This window comes from Streptomyces sp. NPDC054975 (assembly GCF_053609105.1).
Genome location: NZ_JBSGWV010000014.1, coordinates 56,971 through 83,628 on the forward strand (window position 1 = coordinate 56,971; position 26,658 = coordinate 83,628).

Annotated in this window: 19 protein-coding genes; 8 read left to right on the forward strand and 11 right to left on the reverse strand. The window is 71.2% G+C overall.

Features of this window, described 5'->3' with window-relative positions:
• Positions 1-37 precede the first annotated feature (37 nt).
• The gene (locus tag ACWF79_RS15905) at positions 38-580 is read left to right on the forward strand and encodes a TetR/AcrR family transcriptional regulator (RefSeq protein ID WP_453728756.1); all 543 of its coding nucleotides are present in this window, start codon (positions 38-40) and stop codon (positions 578-580) included.
• A gap of 13 nt (positions 581-593) precedes the next feature.
• On the opposite strand, the gene ACWF79_RS15910 is transcribed toward ACWF79_RS15905, so the two are convergent.
• Positions 594-1,298, reverse strand: coding sequence for a hypothetical protein (locus tag ACWF79_RS15910; protein WP_453728700.1), 705 nt, complete (start codon positions 1,296-1,298; stop codon positions 594-596).
• 487 nt (positions 1,299-1,785) lie between these two features.
• On the opposite strand from ACWF79_RS15910, the gene cimA reads away from it, so the two are divergent.
• Entirely contained in the window at positions 1,786-3,402 is a 1,617-nt protein-coding gene (gene cimA / locus ACWF79_RS15915) for a citramalate synthase (RefSeq protein ID WP_453728701.1), read from the forward strand.
• Between the two features lie 71 nt (positions 3,403-3,473).
• Positions 3,474-4,817 (forward strand): hypothetical protein, encoded by a 1,344-nt coding sequence (locus tag ACWF79_RS15920; RefSeq protein ID WP_453728702.1) that lies wholly within the window; start codon positions 3,474-3,476, stop codon positions 4,815-4,817.
• Positions 4,818-4,849: 32 nt separating this feature from the next.
• On the opposite strand, the gene dnaN is transcribed toward ACWF79_RS15920, so the two are convergent.
• Positions 4,850-5,989, reverse strand: a complete 1,140-nt coding sequence (gene dnaN / locus ACWF79_RS15925; protein WP_453728703.1) for a DNA polymerase III subunit beta — start codon at positions 5,987-5,989, stop codon at positions 4,850-4,852.
• Positions 5,990-6,134: 145 nt separating this feature from the next.
• On the reverse strand, positions 6,135-6,752 hold the full coding sequence (locus tag ACWF79_RS15930) for a YceI family protein (protein WP_453728704.1): 618 nt from the start codon (positions 6,750-6,752) through the stop codon (positions 6,135-6,137).
• Positions 6,753-7,011: 259 nt separating this feature from the next.
• Here ACWF79_RS15930 and ACWF79_RS15935 point away from each other — a divergent pair, with 259 nt between their 5' ends.
• The 5 genes from ACWF79_RS15935 (at position 7,012) to ACWF79_RS15955 (ending at position 15,867) form a co-directional block, all read left to right on the forward strand.
• Positions 7,012-7,521 carry a hypothetical protein gene (locus ACWF79_RS15935; RefSeq protein ID WP_453728705.1) on the forward strand — a complete coding sequence of 170 codons (510 nt, stop codon included), beginning with the start codon at positions 7,012-7,014 and terminating at the stop codon, positions 7,519-7,521.
• A 129-nt stretch (positions 7,522-7,650) separates the two neighbouring features.
• Positions 7,651-11,484, forward strand: a complete 3,834-nt coding sequence (locus ACWF79_RS15940; protein ID WP_453728706.1) for an endo-alpha-N-acetylgalactosaminidase family protein — start codon at positions 7,651-7,653, stop codon at positions 11,482-11,484.
• Positions 11,485-11,587: 103 nt separating this feature from the next.
• A complete protein-coding gene (locus ACWF79_RS15945) occupies positions 11,588-13,918 on the forward strand; it encodes a polysaccharide lyase 8 family protein (RefSeq protein WP_453728707.1) in 2,331 nt (776 codons plus the stop codon).
• 143 nt (positions 13,919-14,061) lie between these two features.
• Entirely contained in the window at positions 14,062-15,645 is a 1,584-nt protein-coding gene (locus ACWF79_RS15950) for an acyl-CoA carboxylase subunit beta (RefSeq protein WP_453728708.1), read from the forward strand.
• A 15-nt stretch (positions 15,646-15,660) separates the two neighbouring features.
• Complete coding sequence (locus ACWF79_RS15955) at positions 15,661-15,867, forward strand: acyl-CoA carboxylase subunit epsilon (RefSeq protein WP_453728709.1); 207 nt, start codon at positions 15,661-15,663, stop codon at positions 15,865-15,867.
• A 172-nt stretch (positions 15,868-16,039) separates the two neighbouring features.
• On the opposite strand, the gene ACWF79_RS15960 is transcribed toward ACWF79_RS15955, so the two are convergent.
• The 8 genes from ACWF79_RS15960 to ACWF79_RS15995 all read right to left on the reverse strand — a co-directional run bounded on the left by ACWF79_RS15960 (position 16,040) and on the right by ACWF79_RS15995 (position 26,464).
• Positions 16,040-16,618, reverse strand: a complete 579-nt coding sequence (locus tag ACWF79_RS15960) for a GTP-binding protein (protein WP_453618603.1) — start codon at positions 16,616-16,618, stop codon at positions 16,040-16,042.
• Positions 16,599-17,156 carry a DUF742 domain-containing protein gene (locus tag ACWF79_RS15965; RefSeq protein WP_453728710.1) on the reverse strand — a complete coding sequence of 186 codons (558 nt, stop codon included), beginning with the start codon at positions 17,154-17,156 and terminating at the stop codon, positions 16,599-16,601. The genes ACWF79_RS15960 and ACWF79_RS15965 overlap by 20 nt, the downstream gene beginning before the upstream one ends.
• Before the next feature lie 93 nt (positions 17,157-17,249).
• The gene (locus tag ACWF79_RS15970) at positions 17,250-17,663 is read right to left on the reverse strand and encodes a roadblock/LC7 domain-containing protein (RefSeq protein ID WP_005311461.1); all 414 of its coding nucleotides are present in this window, start codon (positions 17,661-17,663) and stop codon (positions 17,250-17,252) included.
• Between the two features lie 7 nt (positions 17,664-17,670).
• Positions 17,671-20,928, reverse strand: coding sequence for a nitrate- and nitrite sensing domain-containing protein (locus ACWF79_RS15975; RefSeq protein ID WP_453728711.1), 3,258 nt, complete (start codon positions 20,926-20,928; stop codon positions 17,671-17,673).
• A 339-nt stretch (positions 20,929-21,267) separates the two neighbouring features.
• A complete protein-coding gene (locus tag ACWF79_RS15980) occupies positions 21,268-21,849 on the reverse strand; it encodes a GTP-binding protein (RefSeq protein ID WP_453728712.1) in 582 nt (193 codons plus the stop codon).
• Positions 21,830-22,237 carry a DUF742 domain-containing protein gene (locus tag ACWF79_RS15985; RefSeq protein ID WP_147979834.1) on the reverse strand — a complete coding sequence of 136 codons (408 nt, stop codon included), beginning with the start codon at positions 22,235-22,237 and terminating at the stop codon, positions 21,830-21,832. The genes ACWF79_RS15980 and ACWF79_RS15985 overlap by 20 nt, the downstream gene beginning before the upstream one ends.
• Positions 22,238-22,378: 141 nt before the next feature.
• Complete coding sequence (locus tag ACWF79_RS15990; RefSeq protein WP_030325548.1) at positions 22,379-22,792, reverse strand: roadblock/LC7 domain-containing protein; 414 nt, start codon at positions 22,790-22,792, stop codon at positions 22,379-22,381.
• A 9-nt stretch (positions 22,793-22,801) separates the two neighbouring features.
• Positions 22,802-26,464 carry a sensor histidine kinase gene (locus ACWF79_RS15995; RefSeq protein ID WP_453728713.1) on the reverse strand — a complete coding sequence of 1,221 codons (3,663 nt, stop codon included), beginning with the start codon at positions 26,462-26,464 and terminating at the stop codon, positions 22,802-22,804.
• Positions 26,465-26,658 lie beyond the last annotated feature (194 nt).

Sequence of the window (26,658 nt, forward strand, 5' to 3'; positions counted from 1 at the left end):
GGCGGCGCCACCCCGCGAGGACGTCCTCGCCGCCGCCATGGACACCATCGCCGAGCGCGGGCTCGAAGGGCTGACCATGGCCGGGCTCGGGCGTGAGGTCGGGATGAGCAGCGGGCACCTGCTCTACTACTTCCGCACCAAGGACGAGCTGCTGCTCCAGACCCTGGAGTGGAGCGAGGGGCGGCTCGGCGCCGAGCGCAGCGCGCTGCTCTCCCGGTCGGGGAGCGCCCGCGAGCGCCTCGACGGCTACGTCGACGTCTACGTGCCGGACGGCCCGCGCGATCCCCACTGGACCCTCTGGCTGGAGGTCTGGAACCGGTCCCAGAACGCCGACGACGACGCGCGCGCCCGGCAGGCCGCGATCGAGGGCGCCTGGCACCGGGACCTGGTCGCGCTGATCGCCGAGGGGGTCTCGCGCGGCGAGTTCCGCCCCGTAGACCCCGACCGGTACGCGACCCGGATGCGCGCCCTGCTCGACGGCTTCAGCGTCCATGTGGCGGTCGGCATCCCGGGTACCAGCCGGGAGCACGTCATCGACCACGTGCGGGAGTTCGTGGCGGACACGTTGCTGCGACCGTGAGGCCGGGCCAGGATCACCGCGAGGCGTTCGCCAGTCGCTGCTGAAGCTTCTGGAGGGCGCTCGTGGCGCGCTCGGCCAGCTGCGCCTGATCGCCGTCGGCGTCGTCGTACGCGAGGACGGAGAGCGCGGTCGAGCCCGAGCGGCCGGTGTAGAGCACGTACGGGTAGTCCGTCGTCCGCCCTTCCGCGTCGGTGGCCTGCCGGCCGTCCTCGGCGACCACCTTGTCGAGGCCCGTCACCGCAGGCGCCGTGGCCTGCCGGACGCCTGTGTACCGGACCATTCCGCTGACCTGTTCCGGACAGCGACGGGTGCCTGTCTCGACGTCGTTCACGTACGACTGCGCCGTCGCCACGTCGGCGAACACCCGCACCTCGGTGTAGCTGCCCGGAGTGGTGTCCGGAGGCCTGACCCATCGCCTGAGCGCGGCCAAGGTGCCGGCCCGGCCGCTCTGGTCGTGCAGCTCACAGTTGCTCCGCACCTCGAACTCGGGGGCGGGGTCCATCTCGTACGGCGACGAGCGCTGGTATCCGGGCCCCCAGTCGGGGGCGTCCAGGGCCACGGTGGAGGCGAGGGTGCGGGCCCTGGCGCGGGCGGCCTCGTCGTTCACCGACGTCGTGACGGTCGGCGACGGCCCGCCGTCGTCACCCCCGTCGCGCAACATCGCGACCAGGGCCACCGCCAGGCCGAGGGCGACGACCACGCCGGCTCCGGCGGTCACCAGGGTGCGGCGGCGTCGGCCGTCCGGGGGAGGCGGCTCTGGCTGCTCCGCGGGGCCGGAGGAAGGCCCGGGAGGAACAGGGGGGACGCCGCCGCCCCCCGAACCCGGGCCGAGGGGGCCGCGTGGCGGTCCCGCCGGCGGGCCGGAAGGGGGTGAGGTGCTCATACAGGGACGCCTACCACCGGACCCCCGCCCGCATCCTGAGACCGCGATCCCGTCACCCGTACAGATGTGGCAGACTGCCCGCGTGCTCGCTACCACGATGATTATCGGCAGCAGCGCGCCGGTCCGCAGTGGCCACTGAACCGCGACTCCACCCCCGCGGCAGTGGACACCGTGCCTCAGACCCGCGCGCAGACCTCTCGCACCCGCGAGGGGTTTTTTCGTTTTCCGGCCCCACCACCCGCCGGAAACGGACAGCGCGTGAGAATGGGGGCAAGTGGATCCAGACCTTCCGGAGCCACATCCGACAGGAGCCATCAGAGCCATGACCACGGAGACCGACGAGAGCTCGCGCCTCGACGACAGCTTCCATGTCTTCGACACGACGCTGCGCGACGGCGCGCAGCGTGAAGGCATCAACCTCACCGTCGCGGACAAGCTGACCATCGCGCGACACCTCGACGACTTCGGCGTCGGTTTCATCGAGGGCGGCTGGCCCGGCGCCAACCCGCGCGACACCGAGTTCTTCGCCCGCGCGCAGCAGGAGATCACCTTCAAGAACGCGCGGCTCGTCGCGTTCGGCGCGACCCGCAGGGCCGGCGGCAGCGCCGCCGACGACCCGCAGGTCAAGGCGCTCCTCGACTCCGGCGCCCCCGTGATCACGCTGGTCGCCAAGTCGCACGACCGGCACGTCGAGCTCGCCCTGCGCACCACCCTGGACGAGAACCTGGAGATGGTCCGCGACACCGTCGCCCACCTCCGCTCCCAGGGCCGCCGCGTCTTCGTCGACTGCGAGCACTTCTTCGACGGCTACAAGGCCAACCCGCAGTACGCCAAGGACGTCGTCCGCGCCGCCTCCGAGGCCGGCGCCGACGTCGTGATCCTCTGCGACACCAACGGCGGCATGCTCCCCGCCCAGGTCCAGGCCGTCGTCGCCACCGTCCTCGCCGACACCGGCGCCCGGCTCGGCATCCACGCCCAGGACGACACCGGCTGTGCCGTCGCCAACACCCTCGCCGCCGTCGACGCGGGCGCCACGCACGTCCAGTGCACCGCCAACGGCTACGGCGAGCGCGTCGGCAACGCCAACCTCTTCCCGGTGGTCGCCGCCCTGGAGCTCAAGTACGGCAAGAAGGTGCTGCCCGAGGGCGCGCTCCAGGAGATGACCCGGATCTCGCACGCCATCGCCGAGGTCGTCAACCTGACGCCCTCCACCCATCAGCCGTACGTGGGTGTTTCGGCCTTCGCCCACAAGGCCGGGCTGCACGCCTCCGCGATCAAGGTCGACCCGGACCTCTACCAGCACATCGACCCCGAGCTCGTCGGCAACACCATGCGGATGCTGGTCTCCGACATGGCCGGGCGCGCCTCGATCGAGCTGAAGGGCAAGGAGCTCGGCGTCGACCTCGGCGGCGACCGCGCGCTGGTCGCCCGGGTCGTCGACCGGGTCAAGGAGCGCGAGCTCCAGGGCTACACCTACGAGGCCGCCGACGCCTCCTTCGAGCTGCTGCTCCGCGAGGAGGTGGAGGGCCGGGCCCGCCGCTACTTCCGTACGGAGTCCTGGCGGGCGATCGTCGAGGACCGGCCCGACGGCACCCACGCCAACGAGGCCACCGTGAAGCTCTGGGCCAAGGGCGAGCGGATCGTCGCCACCGCCGAGGGCAACGGCCCGGTCAACGCCCTCGACCGGGCGATGCGGGTCGGACTGGAGCGGATCTACCCGCAGCTCGCCAAGTTCGAGCTGGTGGACTACAAGGTCCGCATCCTGGAAGGCCGCCACGGCACGGAGTCCACGACCCGCGTCCTGATCACCACCAGCGACGGCAACGCCGAGTGGTCGACGGTCGGAGTCGGGGAGAACGTGATCGCCGCGTCCTGGCAGGCGCTGGAGGACGCGTTCACGTACGGGCTGCTGCGCGTGGGGATCGACCCCGCCGAATAGCCCTCCTCACGGCGGCACGACCTTGCGTTCTTTATGTCTCGTAACCACCCATTCGGGGTATTTTCGATGGTATGAGGACCAGGCCGTTCCACCTTCTGTCGGCCCTCGCCGGGCTGGCGTTGCTGCTGCTCCTGATCCTGGCTCCCTCCGCGGGGGCCGGGGTCACCGGGATTCCGGACGCCGGCGCGGCCCTGAAGCAGGGGCCGGTGTACGTCGATCCGGGCGCGCGTGACCAGCTCTCGACCGCCGAGGCGGATGCGCTTGCCCAGAAGATCGAGGACGCGGACAAGCCGCTCTTCATCGCTGTGCTGCCCGCGACGAGCGAGTACCCGCCCGAGAACCTGCTGCGCAACCTGCGGACCGAGACCGGGGTGACGGGGCTCTACGCGGTCCGGCTCGGTGACGGCTTCGACGCCGCCGCCGACCGTACGGTGATGTCCGCGGACGCCGTGGACAACCTGGTCACCGCCGTGCGCCAGCCCGGGGTCGACGCGGCCACCGAGCTGAACAACTTCGTCGACCAGGCCCTGCCGACCCTGCGCGGGACCGCACCCGCCTCCTGGGGTTCGGTCGGCACCGACGACGGCGTCCCGGTGGGCGGCCTGATCACGCTCGGCGCGGTCGTCGCCGCCGGTGGCGCGGGGGCGTACGCGATCGTCCGCCGCAACCGGCTCCGCAAGGAGGCCGAGGAGCGCGAGGCGCTCGACAAGCTGCGGGTCGTCGTGGACGAGGACATCACCGCCTTCGGCGAGGAGCTCGAACGCCTCGACTTCCACCCGGCCGAGCCCGGCGCCGACGACGCGATGCGCGGCGACTACGAACGCGCGCTCGACTCCTACGACAAGGCGAAGTCGCTGATGGGCTCGGCCACGCACCCGCACGACGTCCGGGGCGTGACCCAGGCCCTGGAGGACGGCCGCTACTCGCTCGCCGTGCTCGCCGCGCGCCGCGAGTCCCGGCAGCTGCCCGAGCGCCGACCGCCCTGCTTCTTCGATCCGCGCCACGGCCCGTCGACCGACGACCGCACCTGGACCCCGGCCGGCGGCGCCGCCCGCCAGGTCCCGGTGTGCGCCGCCGACGCCGCCCGCCTCGACGACGGGCAGGACCCCCTGACCCGTACGGTCGCGACCGAGGACGGCCGCCGCCCGTACTGGGAGGCGGGACCGGCGTACGGCCCGTGGGCAGGCGGCTACTTCGGCGGCGGCCTGCTCCCCGGCCTCCTCGTCGGCACCATGCTCGGCTCGATGCTCGCCACCCCGGCCTACGCCGGTGAGTACGGCGGCGGGGAGTTCGAGGGCGGCGACTTCTCCGGGGCCGACTTCAGCTCCGGCGACTTCGGTTCGGGCGACTTCGGAGGCGGGGGCGGCGGCTTCGGCGACTTCGGCGGCGGCGGGGACTTCGGCGGCGGGTTCTAGCCGGACGCCCCGCCGCGCACCGCTGCGGAGGGCTACACCAGGGGCTTCACCGACATCAGCAGGTGCTGGTGGACCCCGCCCGCCCGGTCCGTGATCAGCGCGCGCTGCCCCGGCCCGAGCAGATGGAAGCGGACCGATTCGGTGCCGAAGGAGCCGAGCGCGTCCAGCAGATACCCCGGGTTGAACGCGACCGTCATCGCCTCCGCCCCCTCCAGGGCCGCCGGAAGCCGCTGGGAGGCCACGTCGTCCTCGTACCCGGCCTGGAGGTGCACGGCGTCCCCGCCGAAGGCGAGCTGGACCGGGCTGTCGCCCTCGGCGACCACCGCGACCCGCTTGACCGCCTCGACCAGCGGGGCCCGCTCCGTCACGGCGACGGCGTGCTCGCCGAGCGAGAACAGCTTGTCGTGGCGGGGGAGCCGGCCGTCGAGCAGCCGCGTCGTCGTCCGTGTGCCCTCGCTCTCGAAGCCGATCGAGCCGCCGTCCAGGGCGAGGCGGACCGGCCCCGCCGAGGCCAGTGAGCGGGCGATCTCGACCAGCCGCCGGGCGGGCACCACGACGTCCGCCGCGCCGTCCTCACCGCCGTGCCCTCCGTCGTCCCCGGCGGCGGAACCGGCCCCGCTCTCCGGCTTCCACTCCAGCGTCCGGACCGCGTAGCGGTACCGGTCGGTCGCGGCGAGCGTCATCGTCGTGCCGTCCAGGGCGAGCCGTACCCCCGTCAGGACCGGCAGAGAGTCGTCCCGGCCGGCCGCCACCGCCACCTGCCCGACCGCCGCCGCGAACGCCCCCGCGTCCACCACGCCCCGGAAGGCGGGCAGCTCCGGCTGCGCCGGATAGTCGTCCAGCGGCAGCAGCGAGAGGCCGAAGCGGGCGTCCCCGCCCGTCACCGAGAGCCGCGCCCCCTCGATCGCGCACTCCACGGGCCCCTTGGGCAGCACCTTGCAGATGTCGAGCAGCCGCCGCCCGAGGACCAGCGCCCGGCCCTCCCGTACCGTCTCCGTCTCGACCTCGGTGCGGGCCGACGCCTCGTAGTCGAGGCCGGAGACCCGCAGCCGGCCGTCTCTCGCCTCCAGGAGCAGTCCGCCGAGCACGGGCACGGGGGACCGGGCGGGCAGGACGCGGGCGGCCCAGGCCACGGCGTCGGACAACTCGCTGCTGTCGATACGGAATTCCATGCCGCCGACGCTAGCGACCGCCACTGACAACGCCCTGCGTCGTGCACTTCCCGGACACTCCCTTGGGCGGCAACGCCGAGCGCCCGCCCTCCGTCGTCGACGGAGAGGCGGGCGCGCTCGTGTGTACCCCGAGGGGCCAGGTGCCTCAGGCGGCGTTCTTGATCGCGGAGATGTCGAAGGTCAGCTTCACCTTGTCGCTGACCATCACACCGCCGGTCTCCAGCGCCGCGTTCCAGGTCAGGCCCCAGTCGGAGCGGAGGATCTCGGCGGAGCCCTCGAAGCCGACGCGCTCGTTGCCGAACGGGTCCGTGGCCGAGCCGTTGAACTCCAGGTCGATGGAGAGCGGCTTCGTCACGTCCTTGATCGTGAGGTCTCCGGTCACGCGGTACTTGTCGCCGCCCAGCTGCGTCGCCTCCGTCGAGCGGAAGGTCATCAGCGGGAACTGCTCGGCGTCGAAGAAGTCGCCGCTGCGCAGGTGGCCGTCACGGTCGCCGATGCCGGTGTCGATCGAGGCGATCTTGACGTCGATCGAGGCGGAGGAGGCGCCCGGGTCGGAGCCGTCCAGGTTCAGGGTGCCCTCGTGCTCGGCGAAGGTGCCGCGCACGTTGGTGACCATCGCGTGACGGACGGTGAAGCCGATGGCGCTGTGCGCCGGGTCGATCGTGTACTGGCCGGTCAGCGCGGCCAGCTCCGGGTCGACCGGGAGGGTGGCGACGGAGGTGGTGGTGGCGGTGTCGCTGGTCTTGCGGCCGAAGATGCCCATGGCGTGCTCCTTGGAGAGAGGGGGGTCCGAGCGGGTTTTCCAGTTCGTTGAACCTTCAACGAGAACTACCGTAGCCCTATTCCGTTCAACATTCAACATCTTCGCGGGAGTGTTTCCCTCCGGTTCGCCCGGAAGATGCCCAGGCCCTCTGGCGGACGCGCGTAGAACTCGGGCACCATCTCCCTGCCCGACGAGCACGCCCTGCTCCACCTGCACCGCCGTCCCGTCCGTCACGGTCACCAGCAGGAGGCACCCCCGAATGAAGCTCCGCTCCGTCCTCACCGCGCTCGCCCTGGTCCTCGGCGCCCTCTTCGCCCCCGGCGTCGGCGTCCTCACCAGCGCCACCGACGCCCAGGCCGTCACGAAGATCAGCCACGCCACGGCGACCTCGATGTTCCGCTCCTCCGGGATCACCTGGTCCTCGTCCGGAGGCTGCTCCGACCGCAACAACCCGACCTGCACGTCCTTCGAGCAGCTCAACCTCGCCTCGGCGAAGGGCGCCCAGACCCTCAAGAGCGCCAGCGGCTGCGCCCTGAACATCACCGGCGGCACCGAGACCGGCCACGCCGGCGGCACGTACTCCCACTGGAACGGCTACAAGCTCGACTACAGCAAGTACACGTGCGTCGGGAACTACATCAAGAACACCTTCACCTACATCGGCGTGCGCGGTGACGGCGCCCCGCAGTGGAAGTCCGGCTCCGGCAACATCTACGCCGACGAGGGCAACCACTGGGACGTGACCTACTACAACTGCGGCGGCTGCTGACCCGCGTTCCCGCACAAGAAGCCCCCTTCGGTGGTCACTTGGACTAACCGAAGGGGGTTCTTGGACTGGTGGGGCCGCCAGGCCGCGATCTCGTTGACGGTGCCCGCCCGAGGGGCCCAACTAGTCCCCATGCCCCTCCCCAAGTCGCGAAGAATCCGTACGGCCTGCGCGCTCGCCGCCGCATCATCCGCCGTGTTCGCCCTGTCCGGACCTGCCCTCGCGCAGGAGGAGAGCGCGGCGGACGCCACCGCCCTCATCGGCTCCGACCGGCTCTCCGTCGCCGTCGCCGAGGACTTCCCCCGCGTCCTGTCGTACACGGACCGCGCCACCGGCGCCCGCCTCCTCGGCAGTACGGCCCCGGTCACCGAGGTCGTACTGAACGGCACCGCCCACGCCGTCCGTACCGCGGCCGCCCCCGTCCTGACCGCCTCCTCCGCCGCGTACACCCTCGTCTTCCCGGACCTGCCCGGCGTCGAGATCGACGCCCGCCTGAGCGTCGGCGGACGTGCCACCACCTTTCAGGTGACGGCCGTCCGCGACACCGAGGCCTTCCGGGTCGGCACGATCGACATACCCGGCCACGACCTGGTCTCCGTCGGCTCCTCGGACGCCGGCGCGGAGACCGCCTTCACCCGGCTCGACCCCGACTCCACCCGTACCGCCGACGTCTTCGCCGACATCACCGACGCGACCCCGGCGGAGGCCGCCCCCACGGGCGCGAGCTACGCACTGGTCAACACCGGCTCCCTCGCCGCCGCCGTCGAGTCCAACTCCTCCTACGACAAGCCCTCCGGGCAGAGCGCCCGCGACGGCGCCCGCTTCTGGCACCAGGCCCGCAAGAACGGCACCGAGACCCGCGTCGGCGTCTGGTCAGGCCAGTGGACCTACCGGGGCGCAGGCGCCCCCGCCCCCGAGAGCGGCGCGAACCTCCCCTGGGCCAAGGTCGTCGTCACCCCCGACGCCAACGCCGACGGGAGGACGGACTGGCAGGACGGCGCGCTCGCCTTCCCCACCATCGGGATCAAGGCCCCGGGCAGCGACGAGACACCGGACCGCGTGATCGCCCACATCCCCTTCAACTTCGCCTCCCACGCCACCCACCCCTTCCTGCGCACCCTCGACGACGTCAAGCGGATCTCGCTGGCCACCGACGGACTCGGCCAGTTCGCCCTGCTCAAGGGGTACGGCTCCGAGGGCCACGACTCCGCGCACCCCGACTACGGCGGCAACTACAACAAGCGCGCCGGCGGCCTCGCCGACCTCAACACCCTCCTGAAGGAGGGCGAGAAGTGGGGCGCGGACTTCGGCGTCCACGTCAACGCCACCGAGTCGTACCCCGAGGCGAAGAACTTCAGCGAGACCCTCGTCGACAAGTCCAAGCCCGGCTGGAACTGGCTCAACCAGAGCTACTACATCGACCAGCGCCGGGACATCAACAGCGGTGACCTCGCCCGCCGCTTCCAGCAGCTCCGCGACGAGACCCACCCGAACCTGTCGATGCTCTACATCGACGTCTACTACACGCACGGCTGGATCGCCGACAAGACCATGCAGGCCGTGCGGGCGCAGGGCTGGAACGTCGCCACCGAGTGGTCCGAGAAGTTCGAGCGGGCCTCCCTCTGGTCGCACTGGGCCAACGACCTCGACTACGGCGGCGCCACCAACAAGGGCCTCAACTCGCAGATCATCCGATTCATCCGCAACGGCGAGAAGGACATCTGGAACAACCACCCGGTCCTCGGCCAGACCGCCCTGGAGGACTTCGAGGGATGGACCGGCGAGACCGACTGGAACCACTTCTACGCCAACATCTGGCAGAAGAACCTGCCCGCCAAGTACCTCCAGCAGCAGCGGATCACCCGCTGGAACGGCAACGACCTCACCTTCACCGGCGGTGTGCGCGGCACCGTCGAGAACGGCAGGCGCACGTTCTACGAGGGCGGCCGCAAGGTCCTCGACGGCGAGAACTACCTGCTGCCCTGGGACGGCGGGAAGAAGCTGTACCACTACAACAAGGCCGGCGGGAGGACGAGTTGGGCCGTGCCCGGCGGCACCCGCTCGTACAGCGTCTACCAGCTCACCGACAACGGCCGCGTCAAGACCGGGACCGTACGGCCGAGCGGTGGCACCCTCACCCTCGACGCCGTCGCCGGCCGACCCTACGTCCTCCACCCCGACCGCGCCCCCGAGCCCCAGGACCCGCGCTGGGGCCAGGGCACCCCGGTCGACGACCCCGGCTTCAACGACGCGGCGCTCCGGGCCTGGTCGAAGACCGGCGCGGTCGCCCGCGACACCGACGACCAGGGACGCAACAGCGCCGAACTCACCGGCGCGGCCGCCGCGTCCGTACGGCAGGAGATCACCGGCCTCACACCCGGCGAGCGCTACACCGCCTCGGCCCTGATCGAGGTCGAGCCGGGGAAGACCCGCCCGACCACCCTCTCCGTCGGCGGGCGTTCGGTCACCGTGGACCGCTCGGCCGTCCAGGACCGGGTCGCCGCCTCCGACTGGAACGGCACCCGCTTCCAGCGCGCCAAGGTCACCTTCACCGCGCCCGGCAGCGGCTCCACCACCCTCGCGGTGCAGGCGGCGAGCGGCTCCACGGCCTCCGTCCGGATCGACGACGTCCGGATCGTCGCGAACAACCCCTCAACCAAGCCGGGCGCGCTCGCTTACGAGGACTTCGAGGCCGTCGACAAGGGCTGGGGCCCCTTCCTCAAGGGCGACGCGGGCGGCACGACCGACCCGCGCACCCACATCGCCCAGCTCCACGCCCCGTACACCCAGTCCGGCTGGAACGGAAAGCTCGTCGACGACGTCATCGGCGGCGCCGAGTCGCTGAAGTCCCACGACGAGAACAGCGGCCTGGTCTACCGCACCGCGCCCTGGACCGTCCCCATGAAGGACGGGCACACCTACCGGATCGCGTACGACTTCCAGTCCAGCCACGCCGGCGCCTACGAGTGGGTCACCGGCCACGACCGGACGAACGGCACCTCGGTCGAGACCCGCCGGACCCCGATCGGACAGCAGCGGAGCACCGGCCACTTCACCGAGACGGTGACCGCCGGCTGCGGCGACACCTGGACCGGCCTGCGCAAGCGCGCAGACGCCCCCGACGGCGCCGACTTCGTGCTCGACGCCTTCACCGTCACCGACCTCGGCCCCGCCGCCGAGAAGGCCGCCTGCGGCACGCTCGCGCTCACCGCGCCCGGGACCCTGGAGCCGGGCCGTCCGCACCAGGTCACGGCCACCTTCGCCAACGACGAGGCGAGCGCCGTCTCCGACGCCACGGCCGCCCTGCAGCTCCCCGAGGGCTGGAGCGCCGTACCGGCCGCCCCCGTGGCGCTCGGCACGGTCGCGGCCGGCGCCAAGGCGACCGCCACCTGGCAGGTGGCGCCCCCGGTGGACGCCGCCTACCAGCCGTACGCCCTCGGCTCGACGCTCACGTACGCCGTCGCGGGCCAGGCCCGGAAGCTGACCGCCACCACCACGGTCCGCACGCTGCCCCCGCCGCCCACCACCGACAGCTGGGCGAGCGACCTGGACTGGACCTCGGCCACCAACGGCTGGGGGCCGGTCGAGCGGGACGGCTCCAACGGCGAGACGGGCACCGGCGACGGTGGTCCGCTCACGATCGGGGGAGTGACCTACGCCAAGGGCCTGGGCACCCACGCCCCGGCCACGATCCGCTACTACCTGGGCGGGAAGTGCGCCTCCTTCACCGCCGAGGTGGGCGTGGACGACGTCCAGACCAGCCGTGGCACCGTCGGGTTCCGCGTCCTCGCCGACGGTACGCAGAAGGTGGCGTCCCCGGTCCTGAAGGCGACGGACCCGGCCTGGTCGCTCACCGCCGACGTCACCGGGGCCTCCTACGTCGACCTGGTGGTGGTGGACGGCGGCGACGGCAACGGCAATGACCACGCGGACTGGGGGAACGCCCGGTTCCACTGCGGCGGTTGATGACGGAAAGCGCTTGCACCAAGGCGTGCCGTGCTCATTGATTGCGTCGGAAAACCAGTGCTACACCGGGCGGCAATCGCTCTCTGTCGCCCGGGAGGCTCCCATGCCTGAATCCGTCACTCCCGCCTGGTCCCGCCGCACCTTCCTGATCACGGCCACCGCCACCGCAGCTGCCCTCGGACTTCCCCCTCGCGCCCTCGCGGCCGAGGGGGAGTTCGAGACGCTGCGGTTGCGCTGGCTCGACCTCCAGCTCGGCACCGGCTTCGACGCCGGAGCCGAGCCGTACGCCTCCCGCCTCGCCGAGACCGGCGACCTCGCGCGTTCCTTCCGCGCCTCGATGGCCCCGGCCGACACCAGCCTCTGGCCGGGCGTCCCCTTCGACCCGCCGGCCGGCATCACCCAGAGCTACAGCCGCCTGTGGACCATGACCCAGGCCTACTGCCAGCCCGGCACCGGCCTCACCGGCGACGCGACCCTTCTCGCCGACGTCCTGCGCGGCCTCGACCACCTCTCCGCCCGGGTCTACCACCCCGGCACCGTCCGCCACGGCAACTGGTGGGAGTGGCAGATCGGCAGCCCCCGCCTCCTCATGGACATCATCGCCGCGCTCCATCCGCGCCTCGGCCCGGAGCGGATCGCGGCCGCCTGCGCCGCCGTCGACCACTTCGTCCCCGACTCGGCGCTCACGCAGTACACCGGCACCTCCACGGGCGCCAACCGCGTCGACCTCTGCCGCTCCGTCGCCCTGCGCGGCATCCTCGGCGCGAACCCCGCCAAGATCGCTCTCGCCCGCGACGCGCTCTCGCCCGTCTTCCCGTACGTGACCAAGGGCGACGGCCTCTACGCCGACGGCTCCTTCGTCCAGCACACCTGGGTCGCCTACTCGGGCACGTACGGACAGGTCATGCTCGACGGCCTGGGCCGCCTCTTCGCCCTGCTCGCCGGTTCCACCTGGGCCGTCACCGATCCGAACCGCCAGATCGTCCTCGACAGCGTGGCGCACGCCTACGCGCCCCTGATCTACGACGGCCTGATGATGGACAGCGTCAACGGCCGTGCCATCAGCCGGGGTTACCTGAAGAGCGACGAGCGGCGGATCATGCGCTCCGACCACTTCCACGGCCAGGGCGTCATCGCCGCCATCGCCCTCCTCGCGGCCGGTGCGAGCCCCGCGGAGCGCGAGCGGTGGCACGCGCGCGTGAAGGGCTGGATCGAGCGGGACACCGTCTCCCCGATCCTCGCCGCCCGCCAGTTCGGCGTCGCCGACCTCGCGCGGCTGCACGCCGTCGCCGACGGGCCCGTCCCCGCAGCTCCCGAGCCCACCGGGCACCGGCTGTTCGCCGCCATGGACCGGGCCGTCCACCGCCGCCCCGGCTGGGCCGCGAACATCGCCATGGCCTCCGACCGGATCTCGTACTACGAGTGCGGCAACGGCGAGAACCCGCGCGGCTGGCACACCGGCGCCGGCATGCTCTCCTGGTGGACCCCCGGCCAGGGCGGCCAGTTCACCGACTGGTTCTGGCCCACCGTCGACCCCTACCGGCTCCCCGGCACCACCGTCTCCACCAAGCGGCTCGCCGACCGCGCGGGCGGCGAGTGGGGCGCGCCCAAGCCGGCCGTGCGCTGGGTCGGCGGGGCCACCGACGGCGAGTTCGCCGCCGTCGGCCAGCACCTCAAGGGTCTCGGCTCCACCCTGGAGGCCCGCAAGTCCTGGTTCTGCGCCGCCGACACGGTCATCTGCCTCGGCGCCGGGATCACCGCCGCCGACGGCGTCCCGGTCGAGACCGTCGTCGACAACAGGAACCTCGGCGAAGCAGGTACGCACGCTCTCACCGTCCGCGAGCGCTGGGCGCACCTCGAAGGCCACGGCGGCTGGGTCTTCCCGCAGGGCACGGCCGACCTCCGCACCCTGCGCGAGGACCGGACCGGCGCCTGGAGCGACATCAACACCACCAGCTCCACCGAGCGCCGTACCCGCACCTACCAGACCCTCTGGTTCGACCACGGCACCGACCCGGCCGGCGCCACGTACGCCTACCTGCTCATGCCGGGCGCCTCCCCGCGCACCCTGGCCGCCCGGGCCGCCGACCCGTCCTGGTTGCGGATTCTCGACAACGGCGCCGACCGGCAGGCCGTCGCCGTTCCGTCCCTCGGACTTGACGCGGCGAACCTGTGGAAGGCCGGTACGGTGGGACGCCTGACGGTCACCGCTGCCGCGAGCGTGCTCGTCCGCCGCCTCCGCTCGGTCCTCGACCTCAGGGTCGCCGAGCCGCCCCGCACCGGAGCGCCGTTCGAGCTCGTCTGGGACCAGCGCGTGCGCCGGGTGATCGGCCACGATCCGTCGGTGGAGGTGCTCGAAGCGGGCCGCAGACTCCGGCTGCGGATCACGCCCGGTACCGCGGGGGCCACACATCGCTGCCAGGTGGCTATGTAGAGACCCGACAAAAGCAGGGGGCCTCCGGCTGTCGACTCGGTCCGGTGCGGATGCGGTTCTGTCTTACTCCACCAGGATTCGACGCGGGAGACTGTACGGAGTCAACGGCGGGATTTGCTTGGTCGGCTTCGTAGGGTCGGTACATGACCGTTGTGGACCAGATTCCGAGCGAGCCGACCGACGCCCGAGGCCGTGTGGCCGAGCTGCACGCCCTGCGCGAGGAGGCCCGGCGCGGACCGAGTGACCGGGCGACCGAGGCGCAGCATGCCAAGGGCAAGCTGACGGCTCGTGAGCGTATCGAGTTGCTGCTCGACCCTGGTTCCTTCAACGAGGTCGAGCAGCTGCGGCGGCATCGTGCGCAGGGTTTCGGTCTGGAGGCGAAGAAGCCGTACACCGATGGTGTGATCACCGGGTGGGGGACGGTGGAGGGCCGTACGGTCTTCGTCTACGCGCATGACTTCCGGATCTTCGGTGGTGCGCTGGGTGAGGCCCACGCGACGAAGATTCACAAGATCATGGACATGGCGATCTCGGCCGGAGCTCCGCTGGTGTCGTTGAACGACGGTGCGGGTGCCCGGATCCAGGAGGGTGTCTCGGCGCTTGCCGGTTACGGCGGTATCTTCCAGCGCAACACTCGCGCGAGCGGTGTGATCCCGCAGATCAGTGTGATGCTCGGTCCGTGTGCGGGTGGCGCGGCGTACAGTCCGGCGCTGACGGACTTTGTGTTCATGGTCCGTGAGACCTCGCAGATGTTCATCACCGGTCCGGACGTGGTGAAGGCGGTCACGGGCGAGGAGATCACGCAGAACGGGCTCGGTGGTGCTGATGTGCATGCCGAGACGAGTGGTGTGGCGCATTTCGCGTACGACGACGAGGAGACGTGCATCGCGGAGGTGCGCTATCTGCTGTCGATGCTGCCGCAGAACAATCGTGAGAACCCGCCGAAGGTGGCCTCGGAGGATCCGGCGGACCGTCGTTCGGAGGTGCTGCTCGATCTGGTGCCGGCGGACGGGAACCGTCCGTATGACATGCACAAGGTGGTCGAGGAGCTCGTCGACGAGGGCGACTACCTGGAGATCCATGAGCGCTGGGCTCGCAACATCATCTGTGCGCTGGCCCGTCTGGACGGTCAGGTCGTGGGGATTGTGGCGAATCAGCCGCAGTCGCTGGCGGGTGTCCTGGACATCGAGGCGTCGGAGAAGGCCGCACGGTTTGTCCAGATGTGCGATGCTTTCAATATTCCGATCGTCACTCTTCTGGACGTGCCCGGTTTCCTGCCGGGTGTCGACCAGGAGCACGGTGGAATCATCCGGCACGGTGCGAAGCTGCTGTACGCGTACTGCAACGCGACTGTGCCCCGGATCAGTCTGATCCTGCGCAAGGCCTACGGCGGCGCGTACATCGTGATGGATTCGCAGTCCATCGGCGCCGACCTGACGTATGCCTGGCCCACCAACGAGATCGCGGTGATGGGCGCCGAGGGCGCCGCCAACGTGATCTTCCGCAAGCAGATCGCGGAGGCCGAGGACTCCGACGCCATGCGGGCGCGCATGGTCAAGGAGTACAAGGCCGAGCTGATGCACCCGTACTACGCCGCGGAGCGCGGTCTGGTCGACGACGTGATCGACCCCGCCGAGACCCGTGAGGTCCTGATCAGGTCCCTCTCGATGCTCCGTACCAAGCATGCCGACCTGCCGTCCCGCAAGCACGGCAACCCGCCTCAGTAAGAGGAGCCCACCGAAGTGACCACGCCTGCCACAGACAACCTCCTGCGCGTCGAGAAGGGCCACGCCGACCCCGAGGAACTCGCCGCCATCACCGCCGTCCTCCTCGCCCGCGCCGCCTCCCAGCCCGCGGACGGCACGACGGTGTCCGCCCGCTCCACGGCCGGCTGGCGCCGCCTGGAGCGCCAGTCGGGCTTCCGCCCCTCCCACTCCTGGCAGGGCTGACCCCAGCGCCGCAGAAGGCCCCGTCTCCACCCGGAGACGGGGCCTTCGCCGTTGCCACCGCCGGGACGACGTGCCCGCGCCCGCGCGAGGTGCCACCGCCGGGACGCGGACGACGAAGGGCCCGCAGCACCTTCACGGTGCGGCGGGCCCTTTCGTACGACCGTCGCGACGGCTACCGCAGGCGGGCCATCAGCGCGTGCTCCACGAGCGTGATCAGCGCGCTCTTGGCGTCCGCGCGGTGGCGGGCGTCCGTGGTGATGATCGGCGTGTCCGGGCCGATCTGGAGGGCCTCGCGGACCTCCTCCGGGTTGTACGGCTGGTGTCCGTCGAAGCCGTTGAGCGCGATGACGAACGGCAGGCCGCTGTTCTCGAAGTAGTCGACCGCGGGGAAGCAGTCGGCGAGGCGGCGCGTGTCGACCAGCACGACGGCGCCGATGGCACCGCGCACCAGGTCGTCCCACATGAACCAGAAGCGGTCCTGGCCCGGCGTACCGAAGAGGTACAGGATCAGGTCCTGGTCCAGGGTGATACGGCCGAAGTCCATTGCGACAGTCGTCGTCTTGTCGCCGGTGTGCGTGAGGTCGTCGATGCCCGCGGACGCAGACGTCATGACGGCCTCGGTACGCAGCGGGTTGATCTCCGAGACGGCGCCGACGAACGTGGTCTTGCCCACGCCGAAGCCACCCGCCACCACGATCTTCGCGCTGGTGGTTGAACGGGCCGCGCCGCCGCTAGAGCTTGCGAAGTCCACTGAGCACCCTTTCGAGCAGTGTCACGTCTGGCTGACCGCCGGCGGCCTCGTCGCCGCCGGGCTGGTGGATGGCGACAAGTCCGGCCTCGGCCAGGTCGGCGACGAGAATCCGGGCAACGCCGAGGGGGATGGAGAGAAGTGCCGAGATCTCAGCGACCGACTTGATCTCGAAGCACAGCCGGCAGATCCGCTGGTGCTCGGGCAACTGCCCCTGCAGCCGGGCCGGATCGGCCGTCGTACTGACCAGCGCCTCGATGGCGAGCTGGTAACGCGGCCGGGTCCGGCCGCCGGTCATGGCGTACGGGCGCACGAGCGGGTTGTGGTTCCCGCCCTGGCGGCCACCCGCGCCGCCCGGGTTCCGCTGGGCCACGGGCTGCTGCGCACCCATCGACGACTGCTGCGCCTGCGGGTGCTGATAGGGCTGCTGCGTGCCCTGTCTGCTGGGGGCAGAGGGGAAGTTGAACCGGTTTTGCGCGGTCTCTCCCTGCGCGTGCGCGTCAAAACCGTTGTACGGGTGTCCGCCCGGGGGTGTCCCCACGTCTCCTCCTCCGACTGCCTCGCGGTCCATGTCCCTGTGGAGCCGCGCCACCGCACCTTACGGTGCGGTGGCGTGAAACGCACTGTCTGTCTGTTAGTTGAGAAGACTTCCCTGCAGTTCTGCCCGGAGGTCAGGCGTCAGGACGCTGCCGGCACGGTCGACGAGCAGGGCCATCTCGTAGCCCACGAGGCCGATGTCGGCCTCGGGGTGCGCGAGCACGGCCAGCGAGGAGCCGTCCGAGATCGACATGATGAAGAGGAAGCCGCGCTCCATCTCCACCACGGTCTGGTTGACCGCACCGCCCTCGAAGATCCGGGACGCGCCCGCGGTCAGCGAGGTCAGTCCGGAGGCGACGGCCGCCAGCTGGTCGGCGCGGTCCCGGGGGAACCCCTCGGACATCGCCAGCAGGAGTCCGTCGGCGGAGACCACCACCGTGTGGGACACCCCGGGGGTGTTGTCCACGAAGTTGGTGATCAACCAGTTCAGATTCTGCGCCGCCTGGCTCATGCTCACACTAACGCTCCTGGTTGTAGGTACTGCCCGGGCCGAGGCCCGATCCGTTCGTGTCCGTCCCCGCGCTGCGTCCCTGCTGGACACCGCGGCGCAGGTTGCTCAACCTGCCCCGGACGTCCTCAGGGGCGCGGGACACCTGGGGGCCGCCCTGCGGGGTCTGCTCCGCCGTTCCCTCGACCAGATTGGCCTTGGGGACCCGCTTCGGAAGACCGGAGGAGGTGACCCCGCCCGCCTTCGGGTCACGGAGCTTCTCGGCCCGCTGCCAGCGCTCGTCGTTCGTCGAGCGCCATTCGTCGGAACCGTCGGCTTCGTCCTGCTGCACCGGCACGGGCTGCTGGACCGGCTGCTGCCGGCCCGTCTGCCGCGTGGGCTGCGGGCCCTGCGCGGCGGTGCTGCCGCGGCGCGGCAGACCGGCGTCGGTCAGCGCGTGGCCGGCGTCCGGGGTGGGGTTCGAGGTCGAACCCGGACGGTCGAAGCCTACGCGCTCGGGAGCCGGTTCGGGAGCGCTGGGAGCAGATTCCGCTTCCGCCCCGTAACTCTGTTCGTAGCCGCCCTGATAGGCGCTCTGACCCGGCCACTCCGCCTGCTGGCCCTGGGGCTCGTAGGCGTGGTCGTACGACGCCTGCTCGGCGCCCTGGACCGGATATCCGGATTCCGCATAGCCGGTTTCCTGGTACCCCCCGGCGGCCTGGCCGTAGCCGTCGTAGCCCTGCTGGGAGTAGTCGTAACCGTCGTGCTGCTGGGCCTGCTGAGGCTGCCCGCCGAAGTCGCCCGCGTACTCCTGGGCGTACTCCTGCTCCTGCTGCCCGTACTCCTGCCCGCCGTACTCCTGACCCTGCTGGGCGTACTCCTGCTCCTGCGGCGCGAAGCCCTGGTGCGAGGGGTCGACCTCGTCGCGGAACATCGGACGCTCGCCGCCCTGCGCCTGCGACTCCAGGGCCGCCCGGCGCTCCTCGCGCATCAGCGAACGGTTCACCGGGTCGAGCTGGCGGTCGTCCGCGGGCTGCTCGTAGCGGGAGTCGTCGAAGCCGAGCTCCGCCGCGGTGCGCATCTGCGGCTGCGCCGGCTCGAAGGCGTGCTGCTGCTGTTGCGGGATGATCTGCGAGACCGTGAAGTCGTTCTCGGGCAGCTGCTCGCCACCACCACCGTGGGTGATCGCGTCCGGCAGCATGACGAGCGAGGTCGTACCGGCCTGCTCGCCCGAGGGGCGCAGCTGGACGCGGATGCCGTGCCGGTCGGCGAGGCGGCCGACCACGAACAGGCCCATGCGCTGCGAGACGGCGGCGTCCACGGTCGGCGGGTTGGCCAGCTTGTGGTTGATGTCCGCGAAGTCCTCGGCGGTGAGGCCGATGCCCTTGTCGTGGATCTCGACCATCACGCGGCCGTCGGGCAGTCGGGTCGCGGTGACGCGGACCTTGGTCTGCGGGGAGGAGAACGTGGTGGCGTTCTCCAGGAGCTCGGCGAGCAGGTGCACGAGGTCGGTCACGGCCTGGCCGTGGATCTCGGCCTCCGGGACACCGGCCAGCTCGATGCGCTCGTACTGCTCCACCTCGGAGGAGGCGGCGCGCATCACGTCGACGAGCGGCACCGGCTGGTCCCAGCGGCGGCCCGGCTCCTCGCCGGCGAGGACGAGGAGGTTCTCGCCGTTACGGCGCATACGGGTGGCCAGGTGGTCCAGCTTGAAGAGGTTCTCCAGCTGGTCCGGGTCGGCCTCGTTGTTCTCCAGGTCGGTGATGAGGGTCAGCTGGCCCTCGATCAGCGACTGGTTGCGGCGCGAGAGGTTGGTGAAGATCGCGTTGACGTTGCCCCGGAGCATGGCCTGCTCGGCGGCGAGCCGGACGGCCTCGCGGTGGACCTGGTCGAAGGCGCGGGCGACCTCGCCGATCTCGTCCTGGGTGTCGATCGGGATCGGCTGGACGCGGGTGTCCACCCGGCCCGGCTCGGTCCGGGAGAGCTGGTCGACGAGCATCGGCAGGCGCTGCTCGGCGACGGCGAAGGCGGCGGTGCGCAGCTCGCGCATCGAGCGGCTCATCTGGCGGGCCATCATCCCGGCGATGATGAAGGCGGCGAGGAGCGCGATGACGGTGATGCCACCGGTGACGTAGGCGTCGGTCTGGGCGTCCGAGGAGATGTCGGCGGCCTCGGCCACGGCCTTGTCGACGAGCTCCTTCTCGACCTCGGTGTAGCCGTCGAACTTGCCGGTGGCCACGGCCATCCAGGTCTCGGGCGTGATGCCGACCTTCTGGAGGTCCTTGATCGCGTCGGCGTCCTTCGCGGAACCGATCTGCTTGGCCATGCCGGTGAAGACGGAGCCGTCGGCGCCCTTGGGCAGGGTGATGCCGGCCGCCTGCATCCTCTTCTCGCCCTCGGCGGCCTTGGCGGACATGACCTCCTTGAGCCGGTCCACGTCCGCCTGGGTGCCACCGGAGTTGTACTCGCCGAGGGCGATCTGCTCCAGGTAGTTGTACGAGTTCAGCGCCACCGACTGCTGCGCGAAGACCGCGTCCTTCTGGGCGGGACGGACGAGGAGCTGGGTGCCGATCGAGCGCTGGAGCGACGCGGCGCCCTTGGCGAGCTGGATGGCGTAGAGCGTCCGGCCGTAGGCGGTGACGTTGGTGGTGCCCAGACCGAGCTCGTTGGAGAACTCCATCAGGTAGTGCTGGACGGAGGTGTAGCCGAGCTGGGTGTTCACCGGGTCCAGGGCGTTGGTGTACGCGACCGCACGGAGCTTCTTGAGCTCGGGCTCCTCGTCCTGGAACAGCTTCAGGCGGCGCTCCAGGCCCTCGCCCTCGGGCATGTCCTTGACGGCCTCGTCGAACTTGACCTTGGCGGCGTCGGTGGCGGCGTACGCCTTCGTCACCTGGTCGCTCTTGCGGTCCTCGGGCGTCCGGGCCGTCAGCAGGGGTTCGGCGGTCAGGTCACGCTCGTCGAGCAGTGCCTGGCTGTACTCCGAGGCGGCGCGCACGATCAGCGCCGTCTTCTCGGCGTTCTGCGCCTCCTGCCAGGTGTTGATCGCCCCGTTCACCTGGAAGCCGCCCATGACGAGGCCGACCAGCACGGGTATGAGCAGGATCGCGTTCAGCCTGGTCGCCACCCGCCAGTTGCGCGGGGCCAGCTTGCTGGAGCTCCCCTTGCCGCTCGCGGCCGGGGGCGTGGCGGGCACCGCGGCGCTGTCGGCGTAGGACGCCGCCATGCGCGCCGGCGGCGTGAAGTTGCCCCGCGCCTGCTGCTCCGCGGAGCTTTCCTTGCTTCGCCTCACTCGACCAACAACCTCTCGGCGTCGGCACCTACGTTGTGCCGGTGTTTCGTTCAGGGCCGTACTACTCGGGAGTTCATGAATTGCAGCACGTGAAAGGGCTCCCTTCCAAACAGCCCCGAGCTTCCGGTTTCACCCTTCGGACGCCCAGATAAAACGGGCATAAAGAACGAGCCCCGCCAAATGACGGGGCTCATGTGAGCGCAGTGGTACCGATCGGATGCGTCGGGTGTCCGTGGCGCCCCAATTCTCTTTCGAAACGTTATGAACGCGGAGGCGGACCGTGGCAAAGGACACAGACCGCCTCCCGAAGCGTGTACGACAACTTCCGTACACGTTCTCCTACTTGAGTCGTGCCATCAACGCGTGCTCCACGAGCGTGATCAGCGCGCTCTTGGCGTCCGCGCGGTGGCGGGCGTCCGTGGTGATGATCGGGGCGTCCGGACCGATCTGGAGGGCCTCGCGGACCTCCTCCGGGTTGTACGGCTGGTGTCCGTCGAAGCCGTTGAGCGCGATGACGAACGGCAGGCCGCTGTTCTCGAAGTAGTCGACCGCCGGGAAGCAGTCGGCGAGACGGCGCGTGTCGACCAGCACGACGGCGCCGATGGCACCGCGCACCAGGTCGTCCCACATGAACCAGAAGCGGTCCTGGCCCGGCGTACCGAAGAGGTACAGGATCAGGTCCTGGTCCAGGGTGATACGGCCGAAGTCCATCGCCACCGTCGTGGTGGTCTTGCCCCCGGTGTGCGTGAGGTCGTCGATACCGGCCGACGCCGAGGTCATCACGGCCTCGGTACGCAGCGGGTTGATCTCCGAGACGGCGCCGACGAACGTGGTCTTGCCCACGCCGAAGCCACCCGCCACCACGATCTTCGCGCTGGTGGTCGACCGGGTCGCCCCGCCGCTAGAGCTTGCGAAGTCCACTGAGCACCCTTTCGAGCAGTGTCACGTCCGGCGTGCCGCCGGCCTCTCCGTTACCCGGCTGGTGGATCGCCACCATGCCCGCCTCCGCCAGGTCGGCGACGAGGATCCGGGCCACACCGAGCGGCATCGACAGCAGCGCCGACACCTCCGCCACCGACTTGACCTCACGGCACAGGTGGCAGATCCGCTGGTGCTCGGGGAGCAGGGTGGCAAGATGCGCCGGGTCGGCCGTGGTGCTGACCAGGGCCTCTATGGCGAGTTGGTACCTCGGCCGGGTCCGGCCGCCGGTCATGGCGTAGGGCCGGACCAGCGGCTGGTCGCCCTCATGTCCGTACGACTCGTCGAGGGAGGCGCCGTACGGATCGTGAGAGGCGGGGGGCGGGGTCATGAATCCTCCGGGCGTGACGGCACGCGTTCATGCCGTCTGATGGGGCCGGTGGGGGGCCGGGTGGGGCGGCCGGACGGTTTCTGGTGCCCAGGGCGGTACGGAGGGGCGTACCGCCCTGTCGCTTCGTGCAACGGTACGGGTCTAGTGCAGCAGGCTGCCCTGCAGTTCGGCGCGGAGATCCGGGGTGAGGACACTGCCGGCCCGGTCGACCAGCAGCGTCATCTCGTAGCCCACGAGGCCGATGTCGCACTCCGGGTGTGCGAGCACGGCGAGCGAGGAACCGTCGGAGACGGACATCAGGAAGAGGAAGCCGCGCTCCATCTCCACGACCGTCTGGGCGACGGGTCCGCCCTCGAAGATCCGGGACGCTCCCGCGGTCAGCGAGGTCAGTCCGGACGCGACCGCCGCCAGCTGGTCGGCGCGGTCGCGGGGGAATCCTTCCGACATGGCAAGGAGCAGACCGTCGGCGGAGACCACCACCGTGTGGGACACCCCTGGGGTGTTGTCCACGAAGTTGGTGATCAACCAGTTCAGATTCTGCGCCGCCTGGCTCATCGCGCTCAACTAACGCTCCTGCTGGTGGGTCGGGCCGAGGTGGTGGTTACCCGTGGTCGAGTTACCGGCCTGGCGGCCCTGCTGGATGCCGCGGCGCAGATTGGTGAGCCGGCCACGGACGTCATCGGGTGCACGCGAGACCTGAGGGCCGGCCGTGTGGGCCTGCTCCTGCGCGGTCCCGGGTACGAGGTTGGCGCGCGGTACGCGCTTGGGCAGCCCGGAGGTGGTGATCCCACCGGCCGCCGGCTTGCGGACCCGCTCGGCCTGGCGCACCAGCTCGTCGTTGGGCGAGGTCCGCCAGGAGGCGGGCCCGCTCTGCTGCTGACCACCGGTGCCGCCGCCCTGCTGCTGCGGGGCGGAGCGACGCTGGGGAGCGGGCTGCTGAGGCGCGGCCGGAGCCTGCCCCTGCGGAGCCTGCTGGCCCTGGCCGTCCTGGCCCTGGCCGCCCTGGCTCTGATTGAACCAGTTGGTCTCCAGCGTGTCGTACAGCGGGGTACGCGCGTCGGCCGAGCTGCCGGCCGGCGGCAGCGCCTCCGGCTGACGGGGCTGCTGGAGCTGGGGCTGCTGCGGCTGCTGCGGCAGGTTCCCGGCCGGGCGGGGCGCACCGTAGTCGCCGCCGCCGCGCTGGCGCGGAGCCGGAGCGGGGGCCTGCGGGGCCTGCTGCTGGTACCCCTGCGGGGCCTGCTGCTGAGGAGCCTGCTGCGGCTGGCCGAAGTCCGGGCGCGGGAACTGCGCGGTGGATGCCGGGTCCTGCGGACCGGGCGGGTACGCCTGCGGGGCCTGCTGGGGCGCCTGCTGCTGGCGGCCGAACTCCGGACGCGGGAACGGGCTCGGGGAGCCAGGACCCTGAGGCGCCGCCGGACGGGCGAACTGGCCCGTGCTCTCCGGCTCCTCGTGGCCGCGCGGGGCGTCCAGCGGCGACATCTCCTGCTGCGGGCGGCGGACCGGCTGCGCCTGGTCGTTGCCCCAGCTCGTGGACTGCGGACGCTGCTGCTGCGGGTCGCCGCCGGGCAGCTCGGCACGCGGGAAACCGCCCTGCTGCCGTCCCTGGTTCTGACCCTGCTGCTGTCCCTGGCCCTGCTGGCCCTGACCGCCCTGGCCGCTCTGGTTCTTCTGACCGCCCCAGACGTCCGTACGCGACGGGATGGCGCTCTGCGCGCCGCCACCGAAGCCACCGGCGCCGAGGCCCGGCCGCTGCGGGTCCGCGGGGACCTGCGGCATCTGGGCGGTCTGAGCGTTCTGCGGCTGCTGCTGCGGGGCCTGGCCCTGCGCGCGGTCCTGCGGACCGTTCTGGCGCGGCGCGCCGTCCCGGCCGGGCAGCGCCGCACGCGGACCGCTGCCCGCGCCGACCTGACCGCGGGCGGCACCCGCTCCGGCGGCGAGCCGGCCAGCGGCCGCCCCCGTCGGAGCGCCGCCGAGGCCCGGACGGCCAGCGGCACCGGGAGCGCCGGGACCGCCGGTCAGCCGGCCACCGGGAGCGGACGGAGCCTGTCCCATCGCGCCCTGGCCACCGGCACCCGGCTTCGGCGCGGGCTTCTTGCCGCCCTGGGCGACGTCGACCGGGAGCATGACGAGCGCGGTGGTGCCGCCGGAGTCCGACGGGCGGAGCTGGATGCGGATGCCGTGTCGCAGGGACAGGCGGCCGACCACGAACAGACCCATGCGGCGGGAGACGGAGACGTCCACGGTGGGCGGCGAGGCGAGCCGCTCGTTGATCGCGGCGAGGTCCTCGGGGGAGAGGCCGATGCCGGTGTCGTGGATCTCGACGAGCACACGGCCGTCCGGCAGCGCGTGACCGGTGACCCGGACCTTGGTCTGCGGCGAGGAGAACGACGTGGCGTTCTCCAGCAGCTCGGCGAGGAGGTGCACGAGGTCGTTGACCACGCGGCCGGCGACCTCGGTCGCGGGCACGGCGGCCAGTTCGATGCGCTCGTACTGCTCCACCTCGGAGGCGGCGGCGCGGAGCACGTCGACCAGCGGGACCGGCCGGGTCCACCGGCGGCCCGGCTCCTCACCGGCGAGGACGAGGAGGTTCTCGCCGTTCCGGCGCATACGGGTCGCGAGGTGGTCGAGCTTGAAGAGCGAGGAGAGCTGGTCGGGGTCGGCCTCGCGCGACTCCAGTTCGGAGATGAGCGAGAGCTGACGCTGGATGAGGCCCTGGGAGCGGCGCGAGAGGTTGGTGAACATCGCGTTGACGTTGCCCCGCAGGAGGGCCTGCTCGGCGGCGAGGCGGACCGCCTCGCGGTGCACGTCGTCGAAGGCCGCGGCCACCTGGCCGATCTCGTCCCGGGAGTGCACACCGACGGACTCGACGGAGGTGTCGACGTCCTGCGGGTCCGACTCGGACAGCTGCTTGACGAGCTCGGGCAGACGGTCCTGGGCGACCTTGGTGGCGGTGTCCTGGAGCCGGCGCAGCGAGCGGATCATGGACCGGGCCACGACGAAGGCGCCGACGAGGGAGACGCCGAGGACGAGGAGGATCAGCGCACCGTTGATGATCGCCTCGCGCTGCGACTCCGAGCGCAGCTCACGGGCCTTGGTCTCCATCTTGTCGAGGAGGTCGGCCTCGATGACGTTCATGGCCTGGATCTTGGTGCCGTACTCGTCCGTGAAGTTCAGGTGACCGCGCTTGGTGAGGCGGGCGATGCCGGAGTCGTTGGACAGCACGCGGTCCGCGTACTTGTCGGCGGCGTCGATCGACGGGTTGCCGCTCGTCAGCGAGCTGGTCAGCTGGTCGGCGTCGCCGCCGGCGGACTCGTAGATGGTCTGGAACTGCTTGAGTTCGACCTTCTCGCCCTGCTGCGCGGCGTAGCCGTAGAGGCGGTCGCCCGGCTCGAGGTTTCCGGCCCGGTTGTCGCTCGCCGGGAGCGCGGAGGCGATGATCGCCTGCTGGACGGAGGCGTACTCCTTGGCGGACGAGAAGGCGGCGAGCGCCCGGGTCCGCTTGATCATCTCGGGGTTGCTGGTCGCCTGCGCCATGTCCTGGGAGAGGCTGAGCAGCGAGCGGATGAGCCGGCTGTACGCCTCGACCGTCACCGACTTCGCGACGCCCGGCTTGTACGCCTCCTGGCGGATGTTGCCGATCTGGACGACCTGGGAGGCGATCTGGCTGACGTTCTGGCGGATGCTCTGCAGCGCCTCGTCGCCCTCGGTGGCCGGGATCTCCGAGGTGGCGTTCAGGAACGCCTTCTGGGCCCGGTCGGTGTCCTTGCGGGGCTTGGAGACCTGGTAGTCGTTGGACGACTTGCCGTTGGACAGCGGGCCCGCCGAGTGGTCGCGCTCGGCCTGGAGGGCCTTGGCGAGGTCGGTGGCCTCTTCGGTCAGCTTGGTGAGCAGCTGCATGTGGTCGAGCTGCTCCATGTCCTGGAGCGACTCGCTGATGCGGATGCCGCCGAGGCTGGTGGCCGCGACCACGGGGAGGGTCAGCAGGGCGACCAGTCGCGTCGAGATGCGCCAGTTGCGCAGGGCTATTCGCGGCCCGACCTCGTTCTCGGCCCGGGGCTTCTTGACGGCCGGGGCGGTGGACTCGGAGGAGGCGTTCGTGGCGCCGCCCCGGGCGGCACCGTCACCGCCTTCGCCGGCCGGACCCTGACCCGGGTTCTGGGCGCGGTCGGTCCCGGCGCGAGGCTCCTGCTCGGCAGCAGCGCTGTCCCTCTTGAATCGTCCCTGCACTAGCGTCGCAACCTCTGGACCAGGCGTCCTTCCGCGTGAACGGAGTGGACGGTGTCGGCGTCTCGGGACGCGAATGCGCCCCAGTGGTGGTCGTCGATGACCGGCGCAGTTCCCCCTTCCCCGCCGCTCACCCGGCGCTGCGTTGCGCCCCCTGCGCGCCGGCTCCAAACCGCGGCGGTGCGTGGAATTCCAGC

Excerpts from the sequence above, each read along its gene's own strand:
- ACWF79_RS15920 (WP_453728702.1), top strand. The coding sequence starts at position 3,474 with ATGAGGACCAGGCCGTTCCACCTTCTGTCGGCCCTCGCCGGGCTGGCG.
- ACWF79_RS15940 (WP_453728706.1), top strand. The coding sequence starts at position 7,651 with ATGCCCCTCCCCAAGTCGCGAAGAATCCGTACGGCCTGCGCGCTCGCC.
- ACWF79_RS15930 (WP_453728704.1), bottom strand. The coding sequence starts at position 6,752 with ATGGGCATCTTCGGCCGCAAGACCAGCGACACCGCCACCACCACCTCC.
- ACWF79_RS15945 (WP_453728707.1), top strand. The coding sequence starts at position 11,588 with ATGCCTGAATCCGTCACTCCCGCCTGGTCCCGCCGCACCTTCCTGATC.
- ACWF79_RS15985 (WP_147979834.1), bottom strand. The coding sequence starts at position 22,237 with ATGACCCCGCCCCCCGCCTCTCACGATCCGTACGGCGCCTCCCTCGAC.
- ACWF79_RS15950 (WP_453728708.1), top strand. The coding sequence starts at position 14,062 with ATGACCGTTGTGGACCAGATTCCGAGCGAGCCGACCGACGCCCGAGGC.
- ACWF79_RS15990 (WP_030325548.1), bottom strand. The coding sequence starts at position 22,792 with ATGAGCCAGGCGGCGCAGAATCTGAACTGGTTGATCACCAACTTCGTG.
- dnaN (WP_453728703.1), bottom strand. The coding sequence starts at position 5,989 with ATGGAATTCCGTATCGACAGCAGCGAGTTGTCCGACGCCGTGGCCTGG.
- ACWF79_RS15935 (WP_453728705.1), top strand. The coding sequence starts at position 7,012 with ATGAAGCTCCGCTCCGTCCTCACCGCGCTCGCCCTGGTCCTCGGCGCC.
- ACWF79_RS15905 (WP_453728756.1), top strand. The coding sequence starts at position 38 with ATGGACACCATCGCCGAGCGCGGGCTCGAAGGGCTGACCATGGCCGGG.
- cimA (WP_453728701.1), top strand. The coding sequence starts at position 1,786 with ATGACCACGGAGACCGACGAGAGCTCGCGCCTCGACGACAGCTTCCAT.
- ACWF79_RS15970 (WP_005311461.1), bottom strand. The coding sequence starts at position 17,663 with ATGAGCCAGGCGGCGCAGAATCTGAACTGGTTGATCACCAACTTCGTG.